Consider the following 19,100-nt stretch of genomic DNA (forward strand, 5'->3'; position numbering starts at 1 on the left):
CTGGAAATGAGGGTATGCCGCTGAGCCGGCTCAGCGGCATACCCTCAGTTCGTTTGTTGCTGGGTCAGCCGACGTACTTGGTCGCCGCGGTGGCGAGGTCGGTGACCAGGGTGGCCTCGTCCTTGTTCGTGTAGAACTTGGAGATCGCGGCGTTGATGTCGGTCAGCCACGCGAGCGGGACAGCCGCACCGTGCTGGATCGACGAGGCGATCTGGTCGTTCTTGAAGGACTCCATCGCGGACTGCTGGTAGGGCGGGAACTCGGTCGGCGCGACGTCCGTGCGAGCCGGGATCGAGCCCTTGGCGATGTTGAAGGCCTGCTGGCCCTCGGCGGACCCGACGAGCGAGAGCCAGTCCTTGGAGCCACCGGGGTTCTTCGCGCCCTTGGGGAGCGTGAAGGAGTCGGCGAGGAAGAGGAAGACGCCGTCCGTGCCGGGTGTCGGGAAGTACGTGTAGTCCGTCTGCTCCTTCTTGCCCTTGTCGTTGAACTGCGCCACGGCCCAGTCGCCCATGACGTTGTAGGCGGCCTTGCCGTCGATGACCATGTCGGTCGCGACCGGCCAGTCGTCACCGTCGGACGCCGTGTTGGCGTAGGACAGCACCGTCTTGAAGTCGTTGACCGCGGTCTTCACCTCGGGGGCGTCCCACTTCGTCGAGCCGTCGAACAGCCCGTTGTACTTCTCGACGCCGAGGTCCGCGAGGAGGACGCTCTCGAAGAGGTGGGTCTGCGTCCACGTGCCCGCCACGGAGAGCGGGGTGGAGACGCCGGACGCCTTGACCTTCTCCATGTCGGCGATCCACGCCTTCATGTCGGCGGGGGCTTGGGTGATGCCGGCCTTCTTGAGCACCTCGGCGTTGGCCCAGACGACGTTGGACCGGTGGATGTTGGACGGCACCGAGTAGATGTTGCCGTCGACGGTCAGCCGGTCGAGCAGGCTCTGCGGGAAGACGCTCGCGCCGCCGAGGGCGTCGATGACGTCGTTGACCGGCTCGATCTGCTCGGCGTCGATGTAGTCGAGCAGCTCGGCACCGGCGTGGCCCTGGAACGAGTCCGGCGGCTGGTTGTTCTGCAGGTCGGAGGCGAGCTTCGCCTTGGCGTTCGAGCCTGCGCCGCCCGCGACGGCGAGGTTGACGAACGTGTCGTTGGGGTACTTCTCCTTGAAGAGCTTCTCGAGCTCGTCGAGGCCCTTCTTCTCGGAGCCGGCGGCCCACCAGGTGAAGACGCCGACCTCACCGCCGGCCCCGCCGGCCTTCGTCTCGAGCGATGACGTCTGAGCACCGGGCGTCGTGTCCGGCTCGTTCGACGACCCGCACGCGGCGAGGCCGAGGGCGGCGATCGTCGCGATCGCCACTGTTGCAACAGACCTGTTGCGCATTGATCCTCCTCGTTCCTGCCGTCCTGGCTGGGTGCCGGACGGCGTGGTGGTGTGTGCCCGGGTGCGGGCTGGTTGGCTGGTCATGACGCGCTCACGTTGCGCACGTCTCGGGCAGGTCGACGCGGCGCGCCGGAGGCCCGGACGATGAGCCGGGTCGGCAGCACGAACGTCTGGGCGGGCCCTTCGTCACCGAGGAGCCGGGCGAAGAGCTGCTGGGCCGCCTTCTGTCCCATCGCGGCGGGGTCCTGGTGGACGACGGTGGCGGCGGGCTCGACGACGTCGGACAGCTCGAAGTCGTCGTAGGCGACGAACGAGAGCTGGGTCGCCCAGGCGTGCAGGGACGTCAGGGCGGGGATGGTGACACGAGTGTTGCCGGTGATCACGGCCGTGACCGGGTCGGCCCCTGACGTCCACCTCGTCAGGGCGGTGCGGACCGTTTCGGGAGTGTGGGGTCCCATCGCGACGAGAGGGGTGCCGGGGAGCCGGAGGTCGCGCAGGGTGGCGACGAAGCCCTCGCGGCGCTGTCTGGCGGTCCACACGTCCGGCGAGTCACCGAGGAAGCCGATCCGTCGGTGGCCGTGCGCGACGAGGTGCTCCACGGCGCTGCGGATGCCGCCGAGGTTGTCCGACAGGACGGTGTCGACCGCGGTCTCGCTGCGGACCGGCCGGTCCAGGTAGACAACCGGTGTCCGGCTGGCGATGACCGTCGGGTCCGCCACCGGTGTCTCGCCGGCCGGGACGACGACGAGCCCGTCCACGCGCCGCGCGACCAGGCCCTTGAGCACCGACCGCTCGCGGGTCGGGGAGCCCTCCGCGGACGCCGTGACGAGGAGGTAGCGGTGGATCCGCGCCTCCCGCTCCACGGCTGCGCTGATGTGGGAGTAGAAGGGATCGGCGAGGTCCTCGACCACCAGACCGATCGTGAAGGTGCGTCCCTGGCGGAGCGTCGCGCCGCTGTCACCGCGACGGAAGCCGACGCGCTCGATGACGCCGCGGACCCGCTCCGCGGTGTCGGGGCGGACCCCCGGCTCGTGGTTGACGACACGCGAAACGGTCTTGACGGACACGTGCGCCTCGGCGGCGATGTCGGCCATTGTCGGCCGGCTCGTCGTCCGATCACGTGACTCCGCTGTCATTCCTTGATGACAGCAGAGCGTGCGGGCGGCGGCAACAGGTGGAGACGATCCCGTGACCCAATGACCGGTTCCTGTCCGATGCCTTGTCCGATCAGGACAACGCCAGTCGTATGCCGCTGGGCCCGGTTCGGCGCTACGGTGCCGTTGAGAGCCCCCGCCGTCCGCGAAGGAGCACCGATGCGCTCGTTGACCGACACCGTGACCGCCGCCGACGGGACGCCACTGTTCGTCCGGAGATGGATGCCGGACGGGCCCGCACGGGCCGTCGTGCAGATCGCGCACGGGATGGCCGAGCACTCGGCCCGCTACGAACGGTTTGCGGAGCGCCTGACACAGGAGGGCTACGCGGTCTACGCCGCCGACCACCGCGGGCACGGGCAGACGGCCCCGTCCTCGACCGCTGACCATGGGTACTTCGCCGACACCGAGGGGTTCGACACGGTCGTTGCCGACCTGAGGACGGTGACGCAGGAGGCCCGGAGGGAGCATCCTGACCTGCCGGTGGTGCTGCTCGGCCACAGCATGGGTTCGTTCCTCTCCCGCGCCTACGCCATCAGGTGGGGGCACGAGCTCGCCGGGCTCATCCTCTCCGGGACCGCAGGTGACCCGGGGGCGCTCGGGCGCATCGGACGGCTGGTCGCCCTGGGTCAGGCCCGGGTCCGCGGGCGCCGACACCCGAGCGGTCTGATGAACACGTTGACCTTCGGGCAGTACAACGCACCGTTCAAGCCGAACCGGACCGCGTTCGACTGGCTGTCGCGGGACCCGGACGAGGTGGACAAGTACGTCGCGGACCTCGAGTGCGGCAACCTCTTCACCGCGGGCTTCTACTCGGACCTGCTCGGTGGGCTGGCCCGGATCAACGCCGACGGCGAGGTGTCACGCGTCCCGAAGGACCTGCCGATCCTCCTCGTCTCCGGCGACATGGATCCCGTCGGCGAGAAGTCGAAGGGCGTGCGTCGGGTCGAGGAGCAGTACCGCCGCGTCGGCGTGCGCGACGTGACGGCGATCTTCTACCCCGGCGCCCGGCACGAGCTGCTCAACGAGACGAACCGCGACGAGGTGACGGACGACATCATCGCCTGGCTCGCCGAGCGGGTGCCCGCGCGGTCAGACGGCTGAGGCGGCCTGCGGCGCCAGTCCGGCGAGAACGGCGTCGGTGACGGCGACGAAGGTCCGGCGCGCTGCTGCGGCGTCCCCGAGGTAGCCACCCAGCTCGAGCAGGACGGCCCCGTGCCCGGCGGCCCAGATCCGCCGGGCCAGCTCCCACTTCTCGAGGTCGACGAGGTGGCCCGCATCTCGGGCGCGCGCCGCGGCATCCGCGACCGTCCGCAGCGATGACCGAGCCTGGGCGAGGTCCTCCTCGGTGAGCTCGGTGCCGAGGGCGGCCGGTCCACCGAACATGACCCGATAGAGGTGCGGGTTGGCGAGGGCGTTGTCGTGATAGGCGAGGCCGATGGCGCGCAGTTCGCGGAGCGGGTCGCCGTCATCGCCCTCAGGGGCGTCAGCGCCGTCGCCGAGGGCGTCGAGGTGCCGCGCCAGATGCTCGTCGAGGCGGCTGAAGGCCTCGGCGATGACCGCGTGCACGACCGCCGGCATGCTGCCGAAGTGGGTGTAGACCGCCATGGTCGACGTGCCCACGGTCCTGGCCAGGCTGCGGGCGGTCAGACCCCGAGGGCCGTCCGTGGCGAGGAGCTGCGCCGCGGCCACGACGAGGTCCTGCTGCATCACCTTCGCGGGCGCCGACACGGGCGGGGTCCTCTCTCACGGGGGCTCGGCTAGTCTCTAGGCTATAACGCCGTTATGGAGCGAGGAGACGACGATGGAACGAGCCGGTGCACGACGTCGCGGACTGCGATTCCCGCGCTGGCAGGAGCTCGGCGGCAACGCCACAGTCATCCGTCGGGCGCTCAACATCTGGCCACCCTTCGCGTTCGCCGGCGTCCGGGTCGAGCACCTCAGCCCTGATTTCCGGCACGCCAGGGTGCGCCTCGGCTTCAACCCGCTCAACCGCAACTACGTCGGGACCCAGTTCGGCGGCTCCCTCTTCGCCATGACGGATCCCTTCTGGATGTTCATGGTGCTGCGCAACCTCGGCGAGCGCGACTTCGTCGTGTGGGACAAGGCGGCGGAGATCGAGTTCATCTCCCCGGGGCGCTCTGCCGTCACGGCCGAGTTCACCGTCACCGAGGAGGTCCTGCACGAGCTGCGCACGGAGGCACACGAGCTCGGCAAGACCCTGCGCTGGTTCGAGACCGAGGTCCGTGGCGCCGACGGCGCCCTCGTGGCGCGGGTGCGCAAGCAGCTCTACGTCCGCCCCAAGAGGCCCGTGCAGAGCCGCTAGGCGCGTCCGCTAGGTTCGGCGGCCATGGACTGGATGGACCTGCTGGTCGCCCGACTCGAGCCGACCACCGGTGACGTGAGCCTCACCGCCGCAGCCGTGTGGACCGTGCTCGCCGGTTCGCTGCTCGTCGTGGCGGTCGAGCCCCTGTGGCGCGTGCTCCGCATCGCCGTCACCCTCGTGCATGAGCTCGGCCACGCCGTCGTCGGAATGGCCGTCGGCCGGCGGTTCACCGGCTTCGTCCTGCGCGGCGACATGTCGGGTCACGCCGTGACGGTCGGCCGGGCGCGTGGCTTCGGGCGGATCGTGTCGACGTGGGCCGGCTATCCCGCTCCGGCCGTGGTCGGCGCGGCGATGGCCTGGGTGGCCGGGCGGGGCTGGTCGGCTGCGTTCATCGCCGGCGTCATCCTCATCCTCCTCGTCGCGCTCGTCCGGGTCCGGTCCGGGCTGACGTTGCTCGTCATGGTGGTGGCCCTGGTCGCCACTGCCTCCCTGTGGTGGTGGCGCGACGACGTCCTCCAGGCCCAGCTGCTCGTCGGCACCGGCATCGTCCTCGTCATCGGGGCCTGGCGGCACCTCGCGGCCGTCGCGGGCACGCGCGACCGCGCCAGCGACCCAGGGGTGCTGGCGTCCCTGACGCACGTCCCCGGGTTCTTCTGGAACCTCACCTTCGCCGCGGCGTGTGCCGCCGCCTCGTGGCTCGTGGTGACCGAGGTGCTCACAGCGCTGCGCTGACGAGTCCGGCGGCGTCAGGGAGGCGCCGTCCGAGTCAGTTCAGGTCGAATGGAGACTGCGGCGCCTTGAGGGCTGCACCGAGGGCCTGCGCGAGCTCCCGCTCCCGGTGGGTCAGCTCGAGGCCCAGCCGGAGCCGTGACTCGGTGTCGGTGCACTCGAGGAGGTGCTGGCGGTCGGCGAGCTCGAGCGAGACGACGAGGGGCACGGCATAGGCGAGCGCCCGCGCCCCGGTGGGCAGCTCGTCCTCGGCCTCCTCGGCATCCGGGTCCGCCGGCACGAGTGCCCGAAAGGCCTCGAGCTGGCCGCGCAACCGCTCGGCCAGCACGGCCACCGCGGCAGGGTCGCCGTCCTCCTCTTCGAGCCAGGTCACCTCGCCCGTCAGGTAGGGAGTGCCCGCGGCGTCGTCGACCGCATCCAGCCGGAAGCGGTCTGCGCCTTCAACGATGATGAAGAACCGCTGACCCCCGAGGACGGCGACGTGGGTGAGCAGGGCCGCGCAGCCGACCTCGTGCAGTGATCGGATCGCACCCTCACCCACCTCGTTGCCTTCGCGGATGGCGATGATCCCGAAGACGGGCGAGCGCTCCTCCTGGGCGGCGATGAGATCACGAAGGAGCGCGACGTACCGCGGCTCGAACACCTGAAGTGGCATCCGGGCCCCCGGCAAGAGCACCGCACCGAGCGGGAAGAGCGGCAGGGAGGCCACCTGTCCAGCGTACGGCTCCGGTCGTATCCGGACCTGCCGAGCGGCTCCGGGCTCGCCAGCAGCAACGCCAGTCCCGCCCCCATCGCTCCGCTTCAGTCCCCCGGGGTCGCCACGGGGAGGTGGCCTGCAGCCCGGCGCGCCCCGAGACGCGCCGCAGCCGCCACGAGGAGGATCAGGATGAGACCGACGACCGCGCTGATCATGCTGCCGATCCCGTAGGCCATCGCCTCTTCACCCGAACCGGGCGGCAGGTAGCCGCGCTGCACGTCGATCCACACGTCCAACATGGTGAGGGCAACGACGAGCGGGAGCTGTGGAGCGCCGACCAGCAGGCTGCGACCGGCATTCGCGGCCACTGCCAGGCGCCGGTTCTGCACGAACGCCGCGACCGGCGCAGCGACGAGCAGCACACCCAGCCAGACCAACGAGCCGGTCGGCGTCGCGGTGGCGGGATCGCGCAGGAACTCGGGGACGAACACGAGCAGGGTCACGACGGCCGGAAGAAGGGCGGCGGTGAGGAGGCCACTGTTGAGGCCTTGGGACAGGAGAGGGGAGCGCGACACGGCTCAGTGTTCCACGCCGAGTGGCCTCGACCGGCGAGAAGCGACGGACTCGCCCGGCCGCGTCGATCTCGTGGTGTACTCCCTGATCCCCTCGGACCTCAGCTGACGGTGCGGATTCCGCGCGGATGAACGACGAAGCTCCCGGCCAGATCTCTCTGGCCGGGAGCTTCGGCAATTCATCTGCGGTAGCTCCGGGAACTACCCACGTGCGCGAGGGGGGATTTGAACCCCCACGCCCTTTCGGACACTGGCACCTGAAGCCAGCGCGTCTGCCGTTCCGCCACTCGCGCGTGACAAGCAGACAGTGTGCTGCATGACCGCCGTTATCGCCAAACCGGGGTCGTCTGTCGTCCCACCAGCCAGCTCCCAAGGGCAACACGCCCGGTGCCCAGCAACTCACCAGCGTTGCTACGCGGGGAGTTGCTGGGCGCCGGGCGTGTTGCGGGGTAGGGGAGGTCAGAGGCCGTCGACGACGACGGCGGTCATCTCCATGCACGCCTCGTGTGTCTTGCGGCTGATCTTCGTCGGGTCGAGGTGCAGGCCGGGGGCCAGAGCCGGGTCGTAGGGAATGTCGACGACTTCGCGCACCCACTGCTCGAAGTGCTCGCGCGTGTGCACTCCGGCGCCGACGTCGTTGCCCTTGGCCGTGGTGTGCGAGATGACGCAGACGGCGTTCTTGACGAGGTCACCGCGCCCCATCGCGACGAGCGCGTCGAGGTTCTTGGCCGCGACGACGGACGTGTCGTCCTTGAGGGAGGTCGCGAAGACGAGCATGTCGGCGCGGGCGGCCGCCGCGAGCCAGTTGGGGGAGAGGCGGTTGTTGCCGGTGTCGACGACGATCATGCGGTAGAAGCGCGACAGCTGCGTGTGCAGGTCCTCGAACTCCTGCTCACCGATGACCCGCATCGCCTCGTCGTCGTCGGCGGACGCGAGGACGTCGAAGGAGAGCCCGCGCTGCTCCCGCACCCAGTGCTCCAGCTCGGACGTGCCGGCGTTGGGGTCCGCGGCGATCGACGGGAGGGCCGCGAGGAGGTCCACGACCGTGCGGTGGTGACTCTGCGAGGGAGCGCGCATGCCGAGCGTGCCCTCGGTCTCGTTGTTGTCCCAGGCGAGCACCGACCCCGAGCGGTAGCGCCCGAGGTAGCTGGCGAGCATCAGGGTGACGAGGGTCTTGCCGCCGCCGCCCTTGGTGTTGATCACCATGATCGTCTTGCGCCCTGAGAGCGGCCTCGCGATGCGGTCGATCCGGTCCCGCTCGAGCAGCTCCTTGAGCCCCGGGCCGAGGCCGAAGGCGCGGCGCAGGCCGGAGCTGGCCTTGATCTTCTCCCGCTCCCCCTTGGAGCGGACCGTGATGAGGTCGTCGGCGCTGGGCCGGTCGTGACCACTGTGGGCCACGGGAGCGGGGCCGTATGCCGCTGAGCTGGGATCGTGCCCCAGCTCGACTGCCGCTGCGGCGACGTCCGGATCCACCGGAGGCGTCGCCGCATGGGCCCGTTCGGCGGCAGCGTGGCTGCCGGGGTAGTGCAGTCCGTTGAGCGGGGCCGGCGCGGGCGAACCAGCGGGCGCCCAGCCGGAGTACTCCTCGGCCGATCGGGCTGCTGTCTCGTCGTTGCGCTGCAGATCGGACCAGTGGCCGGTGTCGGGGTTGAAGCTGCTCGCCCCGGACGGCTCCCACGGCTCCCAACCGCTCGCCGCCTGCCGGTTCGCCGGACCCGCCTGGTCGCCGCCGTGGTCATAGGAGTCGGCCCAGTCGGACCCGGAGCCGTGGTCGGCGCCTGTGTACTCGGACAGCCCGTCCTCCGAGTAGGGGCTGGCAGCGGCGTCGGGCTCCGGCAGCTGCCACGAGGTGTCGTCCCACGTGGTGGACCAGGGATCGGCCGGCTCCGCGGGCGTGGTCTCCACGGCGTCAACCGCAGAGTTCGTCACCGTCGGGAGTGGGAGGGAGAACCCCCCTGGGATGGTGTTGTTGGCGGAGTAGCCGGGGATCCCCTGTCCCTTGGCCTTGCCGCTGTCGTCGTTGCTCATCGAGCACTCCTCGCTGGCCTAGCACATGCACGCGCCCCGAACCGGCACGCTCGTCGATACTCCCATGCATCTGCGCCACGGCAAACCCAATCGTTATCTGGCGAACACCCACCCGAGACCTGGCGCAGATCCGACGCGACGGCTTCGCACGGTCCGCGGATGGGGCACAGGCAGGGCCTGCCCGTTACGATGAGACGCCCGGGGCGCAGCCGGGTAGAAGAGGAGACGGCGTGGGAATCATCAACCGGGTCGAGCACGGTCTCGCCAAGGCTGTCCACGGTGCCTTCGCGCGGGCCTTCAAGTCCGAGGTCCAGCCTGTCGAGATCGCCTCGGCCATCCGGCGTGCGATGGACGACCGGGCTGCTCTCCTCGGCCACGGCCGTGCCATGGTCCCCAACCTCTACACGATCGAGCTCAGCGCCACGGACTACGACCGCCTCGGCGACTACGAGGTGGAGCTCTCCGACGACCTGGTCGCGGCGGCTCAGGAGCACGCCGACTCCCAGGGCTACCAGCCCGGGGGTCCCCTCGAGGTCATCCTCATCGAGGGTGACGGGCTCGAGACCGGCGTCTTCCGCGTCCGCCCGGCAACGGCCAAGCGGCCGGGAAGTGAGTTCGCCGCGGCTCCCCAGCCCGCCCCAGCTGCGCCGCGGCACCAGACGCCGGACGGCACGGTCGTCGACGAGCACCCGCCGGGGCGCCCCCCGCGGGTCAACCCGTCGGCGCGCCCGTGGCTCGACATCGGCGGTGACCGTTACCCGCTGCTCGGCAGCCTGACGACGCTCGGGCGGGACGAGTCGGCCGACATCGTCCTCGACGACCACGGGGTCTCCCGCCGCCACAGTGAGATCCGGGTGACGACCGACGGACCCCACCTGGTGACCTCCATCCGTGACCTCAACTCGACCAACGGGACCTTCGTCAACGGCGACCGCATCACGAGCCAGCGGCTCGAGGACGGTGACCGACTGACGCTCGGCCGGACTTCTGCCACGTTCCGTGCGGGCCGCCGGTGAGGCGCCGCCCGCGATGACTGGAGCCGCATGAGCCAACTCACCCTGACCCTGCTGCGGCTGGGGCTCCTTGCGCTGCTGTGGATCTTCATCTTCAGCGTGGTGGGCGTCCTGCGCACCGACATCTACGGCACGTCGGTGTCGCGGCGCTCCCAGCGCAAGGCCGTGCGCGAGCAGGAGCGCCGCGCGGCCAAGGAGGCCAGCCTCGCCCCGGCCCCCGCCGCTCCGGCCACGCCGGCACCCGCGGCGTCCCGGTCCCGGTTCGGCCGTGGCCGGTCGAAGGCAGCACCCACCAAGGTGGTCGTGACCGAGGGGCCGCTCGCCGGCACGTCGTTGCCGTTGCGGGGACAGGCGATCCTCATCGGCCGCAACCCCGAGTGCGCCCTCGTGCTCGACGACGACTACGCCTCGGGGCGGCACTGCCGGATCTTCCAGGACCCGTCCACCCCCGGGCACTGGGTGGTGGAGGACCTCGGCTCGACCAACGGCACGTTCATCGGCCGGGACAAGCTCACCTCCCCGCAGCCGGTCGAGGTCGGGACGACGCTCCGCATCGGCAAGACCCTCCTCGAGTTCCGGGACTGACAGATGGCCATCGCCCTGCGCTACGCCGCGCGCTCCGACCTGGGTCTGGGGCCGAAGTCCCGCAACGAGGACTCCGGTTATGCCGGCCCCAACCTGCTCGTCCTCGCCGACGGCATGGGTGGCCACGCTGCGGGCGACGTGGCGAGCTCGATGATCGTCGGTGAGCTGGCGCCGCTCGACGACGAGGACATCCGCGCCGACCAGGCGATTCCGCTGCTCGAGCGCTCCCTGCGCACCGCCAACGCCAAGATGACGAAGGCGATGCGCGAGAACACCGATCTGGCCGGCATGGGCTCGACGACCATCGTCATGCTCCGCACCGGCAACAAGATCGCGATGGCGCACATCGGTGACTCGCGGGCCTTCATGCTGCGCGGCGACACCTTCACCCAGATCACCAAGGACCACTCGTTCGTCCAGCAGCTCGTCGACGAGGGCCGGATCTCCAAGGAGGAGGCCGGCAGCCATCCGCAGCGATCGGTCGTCACGCGGGTCATGACCGGCCAGCCCGACGACGACCCCGACACGTCCCTGCGCGAGGCCAAGGTCGGCGACCGGTTCCTGCTCTGCTCCGACGGCCTGTCCGACTTCGTCGGCGCCGACGTGATCGAGGAGATCCTCGTCGCGGCGAAGACTCCCGAAGAGGCCGCCGACCGGTGCGTGGAGGTGGCGCTCAAGGCCCACACGCGCGACAACGTCACGGTCATCGTGGCCGACGTCGTCGATCCGGACGGGGACGACCTGCCGACCACGGTGCCGCAGGTCGTCGGCGCCGCCGCACGGAGGCTGCGCGAGAAGACCAAGGCGATCCCGACCACTCCTGCGGAGAAGGCGGCCGCGCTCTCCCGCGAAGCCCTCGGGCGCACCGACGAGGCCGATGCCGCCCCGGAGCTGGCCGAGAGCAGCCGCCGGTCGCGCCGGTCCAAGGCACTCCGCCGGGCTGTCGCCACGCTCGTGGTCCTGGGCATCCTGGCCGGAGGTGGCTACGCCGCCTGGGCCTGGTCCCAGCAGCAGTTCTTCGTGGGAGCCGACGGGGGCAACGTCGCGATCTTCCGGGGGGTGGCGGGCGAGATCGGACCGCTGGCCCTGTCGGCGGTCGAGGTGCGCAGCGACGTCGTCGTGACCGAGCTGCCCGCCGACGTCCAGGGAGCGGTCGACCGGACGATCCCCGCCGCGGACCTCGCGGACGCCCAGGCCAAGGTCGATCGGCTTCGTGTCGAGGCGGTGCGCTGCCGCAGCCTGGCCGTCTCCGGTGTCCCGTGCGGCGACACGCCCCTGCCCGCACCGACGCCCACACCGGGCTCGACCACACCGGGCGCAGTCCCGACGGTCCCAGTCGCGCCGAGCCCGACCACCTCCACCGAGGTGGTCGGATGACGACGACGGTGGAGCCCGTCATCCCGAGGACGCGCCGCGGCGTGGAGCTGGTCCTGCTCGTCGTGGCGATCGCCATCGTGCTGCTCGCCTGGGTGACGGTCGACCTCAACCGCAACGGCACCGTGCCGGCCAACATCTTCCCGGTCGCCGGCGGGCTCGTCGTCCTCGCCGCCGTGGTGCACGTCGTGCTCCGCTGGAGGGCGCCCTACGCCGACCCGGTCCTGCTGCCGATCACCATCGCGCTCAACGGTCTCGGCCTCGTCATGATCCACCGGCTCGACCTCGCCGCAGGGCGGCTCGGCACGGACGGCAGCGCCAACCAGCAGATCATCTGGACGGCCTTGGCGGTCGCCCTGACCGTCGCGGTGATCTGGACGCTGCGGGACCACCGGCTGCTGCGTCGCTACACCTTCGTGTCGCTGGCCGTCGGCTTCATCCTGCTCATCCTGCCGCTCCTGCCCGGTCTCGGGCGCGAGGTCAACGGCTCGCGCATCTGGATCGGCCTCGGTCCGTTCAGCTTCCAGCCCGGGGAGTTCGCCAAGATCGCCCTGGCCGTCTTCTTCGCGGGCTACCTCGTCCAGACGCGGGACGTGCTCAGCCTGGCCGGCAAGCGCGTGCTCGGCTTCACCTTCCCGCGTGGCCGCGACCTCGGCCCGATCCTCGTGGCCTGGGTGCTCGCCCTGCTGATCCTCGTCTTCGAGAAGGACCTCGGCTCAGCGCTGCTCTTCTTCGGCCTCTTCGTCGCGATGCTCTACGTCGCGACCGAGCGGGTGTCCTGGATCGCGATCGGCCTGCTCCTCTTCGCTGCCGCCGTCGCCTTCGCCCTGTCGGCGTTCTCCCACTTCCAGAAGCGCGTCGACCTCTGGCTCGACCCGTTCTCCCCGGAGAACCTCGAGCGGTCCAACCAGCTCGCCAACGGGCTATGGGGGATGGCGGCCGGGGGGCTCACCGGCACCGGCCTCGGTGCCGGCCGACCCTGGCTCACCTCCTTCGCCGAGAGCGACTACATCTTCGCGAGCCTCGCCGAGGAGCTCGGGCTCATCGGCTCGGTCGCGATCCTCATGCTCTACCTGCTCTTCGTCGAGCGGGGCGTCCGCACGGCACTCGGCGTCCGCGACGGCTTCGGCAAGCTGCTCGCCATCGGCCTGACCTTCTCAGTGGCGTTCCAGCTGTTCATCGTCATCGGCGGTGTGACGCGGGTGATCCCGCTGACCGGCCTGACGACGCCGTTCCTCTCGCTCGGTGGGTCGTCCCTGCTCGCCAACTGGATCATCATGTCGCTGCTCCTGCGGATCTCCGACCAGGCCCGTCGCCCCGTCCCCGAGCTGCCCGTCGGGGTGGGCGCGGATCCGGCCGCGTCCGAGGCGACCCAGGTGGTGCGCCTGTGAACACCGCGATCCGCCGGCTCTCCGTCCTCATCGCCGCCCTCTTCGGCGCCCTGCTCGTCGCCTCGACCGTCATCCAGTTCGCCCAGGCCGGGTCGATGAACCGCATGGCCGCCAACAAGCGCACCCTGCTCGACAACTACGGCCAGGAGCGCGGCTCGATCCTCGTCGGAGGGCAGGCCATCGCGAAGTCGGTGGAGGTGGACGACCAGTACCAGTGGCTGCGCACCTATCCCGAGGGCCGGCTCTACTCTCAGATCACCGGCTTCTACGCCTATTCGGTGGGCAACCCCTTCGGGCTCGAGAACGCCGCCGACGAGCTGCTCTCCGGCAAGGCCGACCGGCTCTTCGTCCGCCGCGTGACCGACCTGGTCACGGGCCGCGAGACGGCCGGCGCCACGATCGAGCTGACCATAAACCCCAAGGCGCAGCAGGCCGCGTCGCAGGGCCTCGGCAAGAACCGCGGCGCCGTCGTGGCACTCGACCCGACGACCGGCGCGATCCTCGCCATGGTGAGCCACCCCCAGTACGACCCCAACCCGCTCTCCAGCCACGACCTCGACGAGGCGGCCACAGCCTGGGAGAAGCTGTCGACCAACAGCGCCAAGCCGTTCATCAACCGGGCCATCACCGGCGACCTCTACCCGCCCGGCTCGACCTTCAAGGTCGTCACGGCCGCTGCGGCGCTCGAGCAGGGCATCGTCGCGGACGAGAACTCCAGGGTCCCCGGGCCGGCCGAGCTCGACCTGCCGCTCACGGACACCCCGTTGCCCAACGAGACGCGGCAGCCCTGTGGCCCGAACGACCAGACCACCCTCATTCACGCCCTTGAGATCTCGTGCAACACGGCGTTCGCGTCGCTCGGGCTGGAACTCGGCGGCAAGCAGCTGCGCGACCAGGCGGGCAAGTTCGGCTTCGGGCTCGACTCGATCAAGATACCGATGCGCGTCTCGCCGAGCACGATCCCGGCCGAGATGAACGAACCGCAGGCGGCCCAGTCCGCGATCGGCCAGTACGAGGTCCGCACCACGCCGCTCCAGATGGCCATGGTGGCCGCCGGCATCGCCAACCAGGGCAGGGTGATGACCCCCTACCTGATCCAGACGATTCGCACCGCTGACCTCGACGTCATCGAGGACACACCCGAGCCCGAGGAGCTGTCCCAGGCCGTCTCCCCGCGCACCGCCGACATCCTCAAGCGGATGATGGTCTCGGTCGTCGACAACGGCAGCGGTCGGCGAGCGCAGATCCCGGGCGTCGCCGTGGGCGGCAAGACGGGCACCGCACAGCACGACCTCGACAAGGACCCGCACGCCTGGTTCATCAGCTTCGCCCCCGCGGACGACCCCAAGGTGGCCGTCGCGGTGGTCGTCGAGGAGAGCGGCGTGACCGGCAACGAGGTCGGCGGCGCCGCGGTGGCCGCGCCCATCGCCAAGGACGTCATGGAGGCGGTGATCGGCCGATGAGCACCTGGTTCCGGGCGGGTCACGTGCTCGGCGCGCGCTACACCCTCGTCGCGCCGATCGCCTCGGGTGGCATGGGCGACGTCTGGTCGGCCACCGACGACATCCTCGGCCGTGAGGTGGCGGTCAAGATCATGCGCGAGTCGCGAGACCCGGGCTTCCGCGACCGGTTTGGCGACGAGGCTCGGCACAGTGCCTCGCTCCACCACCCCAACATCGCGGCCGTCTTCGACTACGGCGATGACAACGACAACCCCTATCTCGTGATGGAGCTCGTCCGGGGTCGGCCCCTCTCGGAGCTCATCGCCGACTCCGCCGGGCAGGGCTTCGACGCGGCCACCGTGCGTTCGATCGTCGGGCAGGCGGCCCTCGCCCTCGCGGCGGCGCACGGCTCCGGGGTGGTCCATCGGGACGTCAAGCCGGCCAACATCTTGGTCACCCCGGACGGACAGGCCAAGCTGACCGACTTCGGGATCGCCCGAGCCACGGAGGGCAAGGGCCGGACCATCACCGGCGAGGTGCTCGGCACCCCCGAGTATCTCAGCCCCGAGCAGGCCCTGGGCGAGACGGCGACGGCCGCCAGCGACCTCTACTCGCTCGGCGTCATCGCCCACGAGATGCTCACCGGCGCGAAGCCCTTCGACTGCGGCACCCCCGTCGCGACCGCGGTGGCGCAGGTCAACGACGCTCCGCCACCGCTGCCCCCGACAGTCCCCGAGGACCTGCGCGCCGTCGTCCAGGCGTGTCTCGTCAAGGACCCTGGGGAGCGTCCGAGCGATGCCCGCGCCCTCGCCGACGCCCTCCTCGACCCCATGGGCCGTATGCCGCTGAGCTCCGCCCCGACAGCCGTGGCCCCCCAGCCGTCCCCCACCCGGACGCTCCCCATCGTTGCCGGCGAAGCCGCAGCGAGTGCAGGCCTGGGCTCCGCGGCGGACCCGGCCCCGCCGCGGAGCCGGGCGGAGCTGCGGAAGCGAGCTGAGCGGCATACGAGAGAGCGCCGCAGGCCTTCGGTCGCCTGGCTCGCCATCCCCTTCGTGGCCCTGCTGATCTGGGGCGCCTTCGCCCTCGGCTCACTCATGGGCGGCTCCGACCCCATGGCCACTCCGCAACAGAAGGCGACCAGCCCGGCGCTCGTGTCGCCCACGGAGGGGGACTCAGGCACGACGACGAAGCCGACCACGACCAGGCCAACGACAGCGACGTCCAGCACGACGACAACCGACGACCCCACGGTGACCGCGAGCGCGGAACCGACCGAGAGCCCGACCCGTCCCGGCAAGGGGAACGGCCGTGGGAAGGGAAACAAGTGATGCAGCAGCGGACGAATGAGAGGCAGCAGCCGTGACGACCACACCGCGCGTCCTGGGCGGACGTTACGAGGTCGGTGAGCTCATCGGGCGTGGCGGCATGGCCGACGTCCACCTCGGCCACGACACCCGACTCGGGCGGCAGGTCGCGATCAAGATGCTGCGCTCGGACCTGGCCCGCGACGCCAACTTCCTCAAGCGCTTCCGGAAGGAGGCGCAGTCGGCAGCGGGACTCAACCACCCGTCGATCGTCGCGATCTTCGACTCCGGTGAGGACGAGACCTGGGTCGAGGGGCCCAACGGCACGCTGACGACCCTGCCCTACATGGTCATGGAGTACGTCGACGGTCAGACGCTGCGCCAGCGCCTCACCGCACACCAGCAGCTGCCGCCGACGGAGGCGATCCGGATCACCGAGGGCATCCTCGACGCGCTGGCCTACAGCCACCGGATGGGCATCGTCCACCGCGACATCAAGCCGGCCAATGTCATGATCACGTCCAACGGCCACATCAAGGTGATGGACTTCGGCATCGCCCGGGCCATCGCCGACAGCGCGGCCACGATGACGCAGACGCAGTCCGTCGTCGGCACGGCGCAGTACCTCTCGCCGGAGCAGGCTCAGGGGCAGACGGTCGACGCCCGGAGTGACCTCTACTCCACCGGGTGCCTTCTCTTCGAGCTGCTGACCGGCCGGCCGCCGTTCCAGGGCGACTCGCCCGTCGCCATCGCCTATCAGCACGTCGGCGAGACGCCCCAGCCGCCGAGCGTCTACAGCTCCGCGGTGCGCGGTGACCTCGACGCGGTGACGCTGCACGCGCTGGCCAAGGACCGGCGGATGCGCTATCAGGACGCCGAGTCCTTCCGGGCCGACCTCGAGAACGTCCGGCTCGGCCTTCCCATCAGCGAGGCCGCGAGCACGGGAGTCGCTGCCGGCGCTGCGGCTACGCAGACGCTGCCTGCGTCGACCGCGGTGGTCGCGGCGCCCACCGCGGTCCAGCCGCCGGTCATCACGTCCCGACGCCAGCGCTACGAGAACACCGCCGGGATGCCCGCGGTCGGCCACGACGAGGGGGAGGATCGGGAGCGTCGCGGCGGCGCCGGGCGGGCCGCGCTGATCACCCTCCTGGTGCTCGCGATCCTCGGCCTGGTCGGCTGGGGGGCGGCCACCTGGTTCGGCAACCAGGAGCCCCCGGTGGCCGTGACCACCGTGCCTGACCTGCGGGGCATGGACGAGACGGCTGCCGAGCGGGCCCTGACCCAGGCCGGGCTGCAGGGAAACCGAAGCGAGGCGGCCAACGAGGCGGAGGCGGGCAAGGTCTTCGAGCAGAGCCCAGCCGCCGGCGACGAGGTCCAGGAGGGGACCGTCGTCAGCTACACCGTCTCGACCGGTCCGGACAGCATCACCATTCCCGATGTGCGCAACTTCGACCGCGAGGACGCCGAGAAGGAGCTCGCCGACGCGGGCCTGACCAATGTCCAGATCGACGAACGCGATGACCCCGACGTCGCCAAGGACAAGGTCATCGAGACCGACCCGCCCATCGGGACGGAGGTCGCCAAGGACGCCCCGGTGACGCTCGTGGTCGCGAGCGGCAAGACTGTCGTGCCGGAGGGCCAGGTCGGTCGCGACTGGTCGCTGGCGTCCAACACCATCGCCAACGCCGGGCTGAACCCGAAGCGCGTCGACGTCGAGTCGAACAAGACGCCCGGGACGGTCCTGTCCGTCGAGAAGGAGGGCGAGTCGGTCGATCTCGGCACGGAGATCAAGGTCGAGGTCGCCAAGGCGCCCGCTCCGACACCGACCACGGAGACCGTGACGACGACCGTCACCCAGACGCCGACCGATACCCCGACGGATACGACGACGACATCCGACGCCCCGGCCGGCGGCGACGCGGGCGGCGGGGGCGGCTGAGCCGGCTCAGACCGCGGCGGTGACGAGCGGGCTCAGGCCGACCGACCTGGCCACGGCCCCCTCGTCGCCACACTCGGCGAGGAAGTTGGCGAGCATCCGGTGACCACCCTCGGTGAGCACGCTCTCAGGGTGGAACTGGACGCCGTGCAAGGGCAGCTCGACGTGCCTCAGCGCCATCACGATGCCCGAGTCGGTGTGGCCGGTGGCGACGAGCTCATCCGGGAGGGTCTCGGGGTCGACCGTCAGGGAGTGGTAGCGGGTCGCCGTGAACGGCGAGGGCAGTCCCTCGAGGACGCCGGTCCCGTCGTGATGGACGAGTGACGTCTTGCCGTGCAGCAGCTCGGGGGCACGGTCGACCGTGGCGCCGAAGACGACGGCAAGGGCCTGGTGGCCGAGGCACACCCCGAACATGGGGGTGCGGGTGCGGGCGCACTCCTCGATCACCGCCATGGAGATCCCGGCCTCCTCCGGCGTCCCGGGGCCGGGGGAGACGAGGACGCCGTCGTAGTCGGCGGCTGCCCCAGGGTCGATGGCGTCGTTGCGCACGACGTGGCAGTCGGCCCCGAGCTGCTCGAGGTAGCCGACGATCGTGTAGACGAAGCTGTCGTAGTTGTCGACGACGAGGACGCGAGTGGCGGCCCGTGTGGGGGTGGTGGCAGGGACGGACATGGTGGCTCTCTGGTTCAGCGGATCGGGGTGGCGTGGTCGAGATCGACCGAGCCGGAGTAGGCCGGGAACTCGACCTCGCGGTCGGTGTGGACCGCCCAGCCGAGCCCGACCGCCTGCACGTAGTCGAGGTAGGTGGAGATCGTCGGGTCGGCGTCGAGGCCCTGGAGCATCGAGTCGACGTCGCCGATCGCGCGGATCCGGTAGGGCGGCGCGTACACCCGCCCCTGGAGGATCAGCGTGTTGCCGACACACCGCACGGCGCTGGTCGAGATCACCCGCTGGTCCTGGATCATCATCGCCTCGGCCCCCGAGGCCCAGAGGGCGTTGACCACAGCCTGGACATCCTGCTGGTGGACCACGAGGTCATCCGGGCCGAAACGGCTCGACAGCTGGTCGAGCGTCAAGCTGGAGTCGTCGAGGGCGACCTCGACGGCAGGACCCGTGACCGGGGTGGCCGCGGCGGCCGCCGCAATCTCCTCCGACTCCTGGTTGAGCGCCTCGA

Annotated in this window: 18 protein-coding genes and 1 tRNA gene; 10 read left to right on the forward strand and 9 right to left on the reverse strand. The window is 70.6% G+C overall.

Annotation, left to right across the window (positions count from 1 at the left end; genetic code table 11):
• Window positions 1-64: 64 nt before the first annotated feature.
• Window positions 65-1,375, reverse strand: coding sequence for an ABC transporter substrate-binding protein (locus tag OO014_RS15135; protein WP_272463157.1), 1,311 nt, complete (start codon window positions 1,373-1,375; stop codon window positions 65-67).
• Window positions 1,376-1,455: 80 nt separating this feature from the next.
• Window positions 1,456-2,469 carry a LacI family DNA-binding transcriptional regulator gene (locus tag OO014_RS15140; RefSeq protein ID WP_272463158.1) on the reverse strand — a complete coding sequence of 338 codons (1,014 nt, stop codon included), beginning with the start codon at window positions 2,467-2,469 and terminating at the stop codon, window positions 1,456-1,458.
• Window positions 2,470-2,688: 219 nt separating this feature from the next.
• Between OO014_RS15140 and OO014_RS15145 the strand changes: the two genes are divergently transcribed.
• Window positions 2,689-3,633, forward strand: coding sequence for an alpha/beta hydrolase (locus OO014_RS15145; RefSeq protein ID WP_272463159.1), 945 nt, complete (start codon window positions 2,689-2,691; stop codon window positions 3,631-3,633).
• On the opposite strand, the gene OO014_RS15150 is transcribed toward OO014_RS15145, so the two are convergent.
• The gene (locus OO014_RS15150) at window positions 3,622-4,260 is read right to left on the reverse strand and encodes a TetR/AcrR family transcriptional regulator (RefSeq protein ID WP_272463160.1); all 639 of its coding nucleotides are present in this window, start codon (window positions 4,258-4,260) and stop codon (window positions 3,622-3,624) included. The genes OO014_RS15145 and OO014_RS15150 overlap by 12 nt on opposite strands.
• Before the next feature lie 73 nt (window positions 4,261-4,333).
• Between OO014_RS15150 and OO014_RS15155 the strand changes: the two genes are divergently transcribed.
• Both OO014_RS15155 and OO014_RS15160 read left to right on the forward strand, forming a co-directional pair.
• On the forward strand, window positions 4,334-4,855 hold the full coding sequence (locus OO014_RS15155; protein WP_272463161.1) for a DUF4442 domain-containing protein: 522 nt from the start codon (window positions 4,334-4,336) through the stop codon (window positions 4,853-4,855).
• 24 nt (window positions 4,856-4,879) lie between these two features.
• Window positions 4,880-5,587 (forward strand): M50 family metallopeptidase, encoded by a 708-nt coding sequence (locus OO014_RS15160; protein ID WP_272463162.1) that lies wholly within the window; start codon window positions 4,880-4,882, stop codon window positions 5,585-5,587.
• Window positions 5,588-5,621: 34 nt separating this feature from the next.
• Here the strand turns inward: OO014_RS15160 and OO014_RS15165 are convergent, their stop codons facing one another.
• The 4 genes from OO014_RS15165 to OO014_RS15180 form a co-directional block, all read right to left on the reverse strand.
• The gene (locus OO014_RS15165) at window positions 5,622-6,293 is read right to left on the reverse strand and encodes an LON peptidase substrate-binding domain-containing protein (RefSeq protein WP_272463163.1); all 672 of its coding nucleotides are present in this window, start codon (window positions 6,291-6,293) and stop codon (window positions 5,622-5,624) included.
• Window positions 6,294-6,385: 92 nt separating this feature from the next.
• Window positions 6,386-6,856: a hypothetical protein gene (locus tag OO014_RS15170; protein WP_272463164.1), complete on the reverse strand. Its 471-nt coding sequence runs from the start codon at window positions 6,854-6,856 to the stop codon at window positions 6,386-6,388.
• A 207-nt stretch (window positions 6,857-7,063) separates the two neighbouring features.
• Window positions 7,064-7,146, reverse strand: a tRNA-Leu gene (locus OO014_RS15175).
• Window positions 7,147-7,312: 166 nt separating this feature from the next.
• Window positions 7,313-8,881 (reverse strand): MinD/ParA family ATP-binding protein, encoded by a 1,569-nt coding sequence (locus OO014_RS15180; RefSeq protein WP_272463165.1) that lies wholly within the window; start codon window positions 8,879-8,881, stop codon window positions 7,313-7,315.
• A 230-nt stretch (window positions 8,882-9,111) separates the two neighbouring features.
• Here OO014_RS15180 and OO014_RS15185 point away from each other — a divergent pair, with 230 nt between their 5' ends.
• The 7 genes from OO014_RS15185 to pknB are packed head-to-tail and all read left to right on the forward strand — an operon-like array spanning window position 9,112 to window position 17,929.
• Window positions 9,112-9,897 (forward strand): FhaA domain-containing protein, encoded by a 786-nt coding sequence (locus OO014_RS15185; protein ID WP_272463166.1) that lies wholly within the window; start codon window positions 9,112-9,114, stop codon window positions 9,895-9,897.
• Between the two features lie 27 nt (window positions 9,898-9,924).
• Window positions 9,925-10,479, forward strand: coding sequence for an FHA domain-containing protein FhaB/FipA (locus tag OO014_RS15190; RefSeq protein WP_272463167.1), 555 nt, complete (start codon window positions 9,925-9,927; stop codon window positions 10,477-10,479).
• Window positions 10,480-10,482: 3 nt separating this feature from the next.
• Entirely contained in the window at window positions 10,483-11,856 is a 1,374-nt protein-coding gene (locus OO014_RS15195) for a PP2C family protein-serine/threonine phosphatase (protein WP_272463168.1), read from the forward strand.
• The gene (locus tag OO014_RS15200) at window positions 11,853-13,244 is read left to right on the forward strand and encodes an FtsW/RodA/SpoVE family cell cycle protein (RefSeq protein WP_272463169.1); all 1,392 of its coding nucleotides are present in this window, start codon (window positions 11,853-11,855) and stop codon (window positions 13,242-13,244) included. Before OO014_RS15195 ends, OO014_RS15200 begins: the two co-directional genes overlap by 4 nt.
• Window positions 13,241-14,707 carry a peptidoglycan D,D-transpeptidase FtsI family protein gene (locus OO014_RS15205; protein ID WP_272463170.1) on the forward strand — a complete coding sequence of 489 codons (1,467 nt, stop codon included), beginning with the start codon at window positions 13,241-13,243 and terminating at the stop codon, window positions 14,705-14,707. Before OO014_RS15200 ends, OO014_RS15205 begins: the two co-directional genes overlap by 4 nt.
• Window positions 14,704-16,014 (forward strand): serine/threonine-protein kinase, encoded by a 1,311-nt coding sequence (locus OO014_RS15210; protein WP_272463171.1) that lies wholly within the window; start codon window positions 14,704-14,706, stop codon window positions 16,012-16,014. The genes OO014_RS15205 and OO014_RS15210 overlap by 4 nt, the downstream gene beginning before the upstream one ends.
• Window positions 16,015-16,045: 31 nt before the next feature.
• Window positions 16,046-17,929 carry a Stk1 family PASTA domain-containing Ser/Thr kinase gene (gene pknB, locus OO014_RS15215; RefSeq protein WP_272463172.1) on the forward strand — a complete coding sequence of 628 codons (1,884 nt, stop codon included), beginning with the start codon at window positions 16,046-16,048 and terminating at the stop codon, window positions 17,927-17,929.
• Window positions 17,930-17,935: 6 nt separating this feature from the next.
• Here pknB and OO014_RS15220 read toward each other — a convergent pair whose 3' ends face one another.
• Both OO014_RS15220 and OO014_RS15225 read right to left on the reverse strand, forming a co-directional pair.
• A complete protein-coding gene (locus tag OO014_RS15220; RefSeq protein ID WP_272463173.1) occupies window positions 17,936-18,598 on the reverse strand; it encodes an aminodeoxychorismate/anthranilate synthase component II in 663 nt (220 codons plus the stop codon).
• A 14-nt stretch (window positions 18,599-18,612) separates the two neighbouring features.
• On the reverse strand, window positions 18,613-19,100 hold a 488-nt coding region (locus OO014_RS15225), incomplete at its 5' end, for a DUF881 domain-containing protein (RefSeq protein ID WP_272463174.1).

Origin of the sequence: Intrasporangium calvum (assembly GCF_028446585.1) — a bacterium.
GTDB lineage: Bacteria > Actinomycetota > Actinomycetes > Actinomycetales > Dermatophilaceae > Intrasporangium > Intrasporangium calvum_A.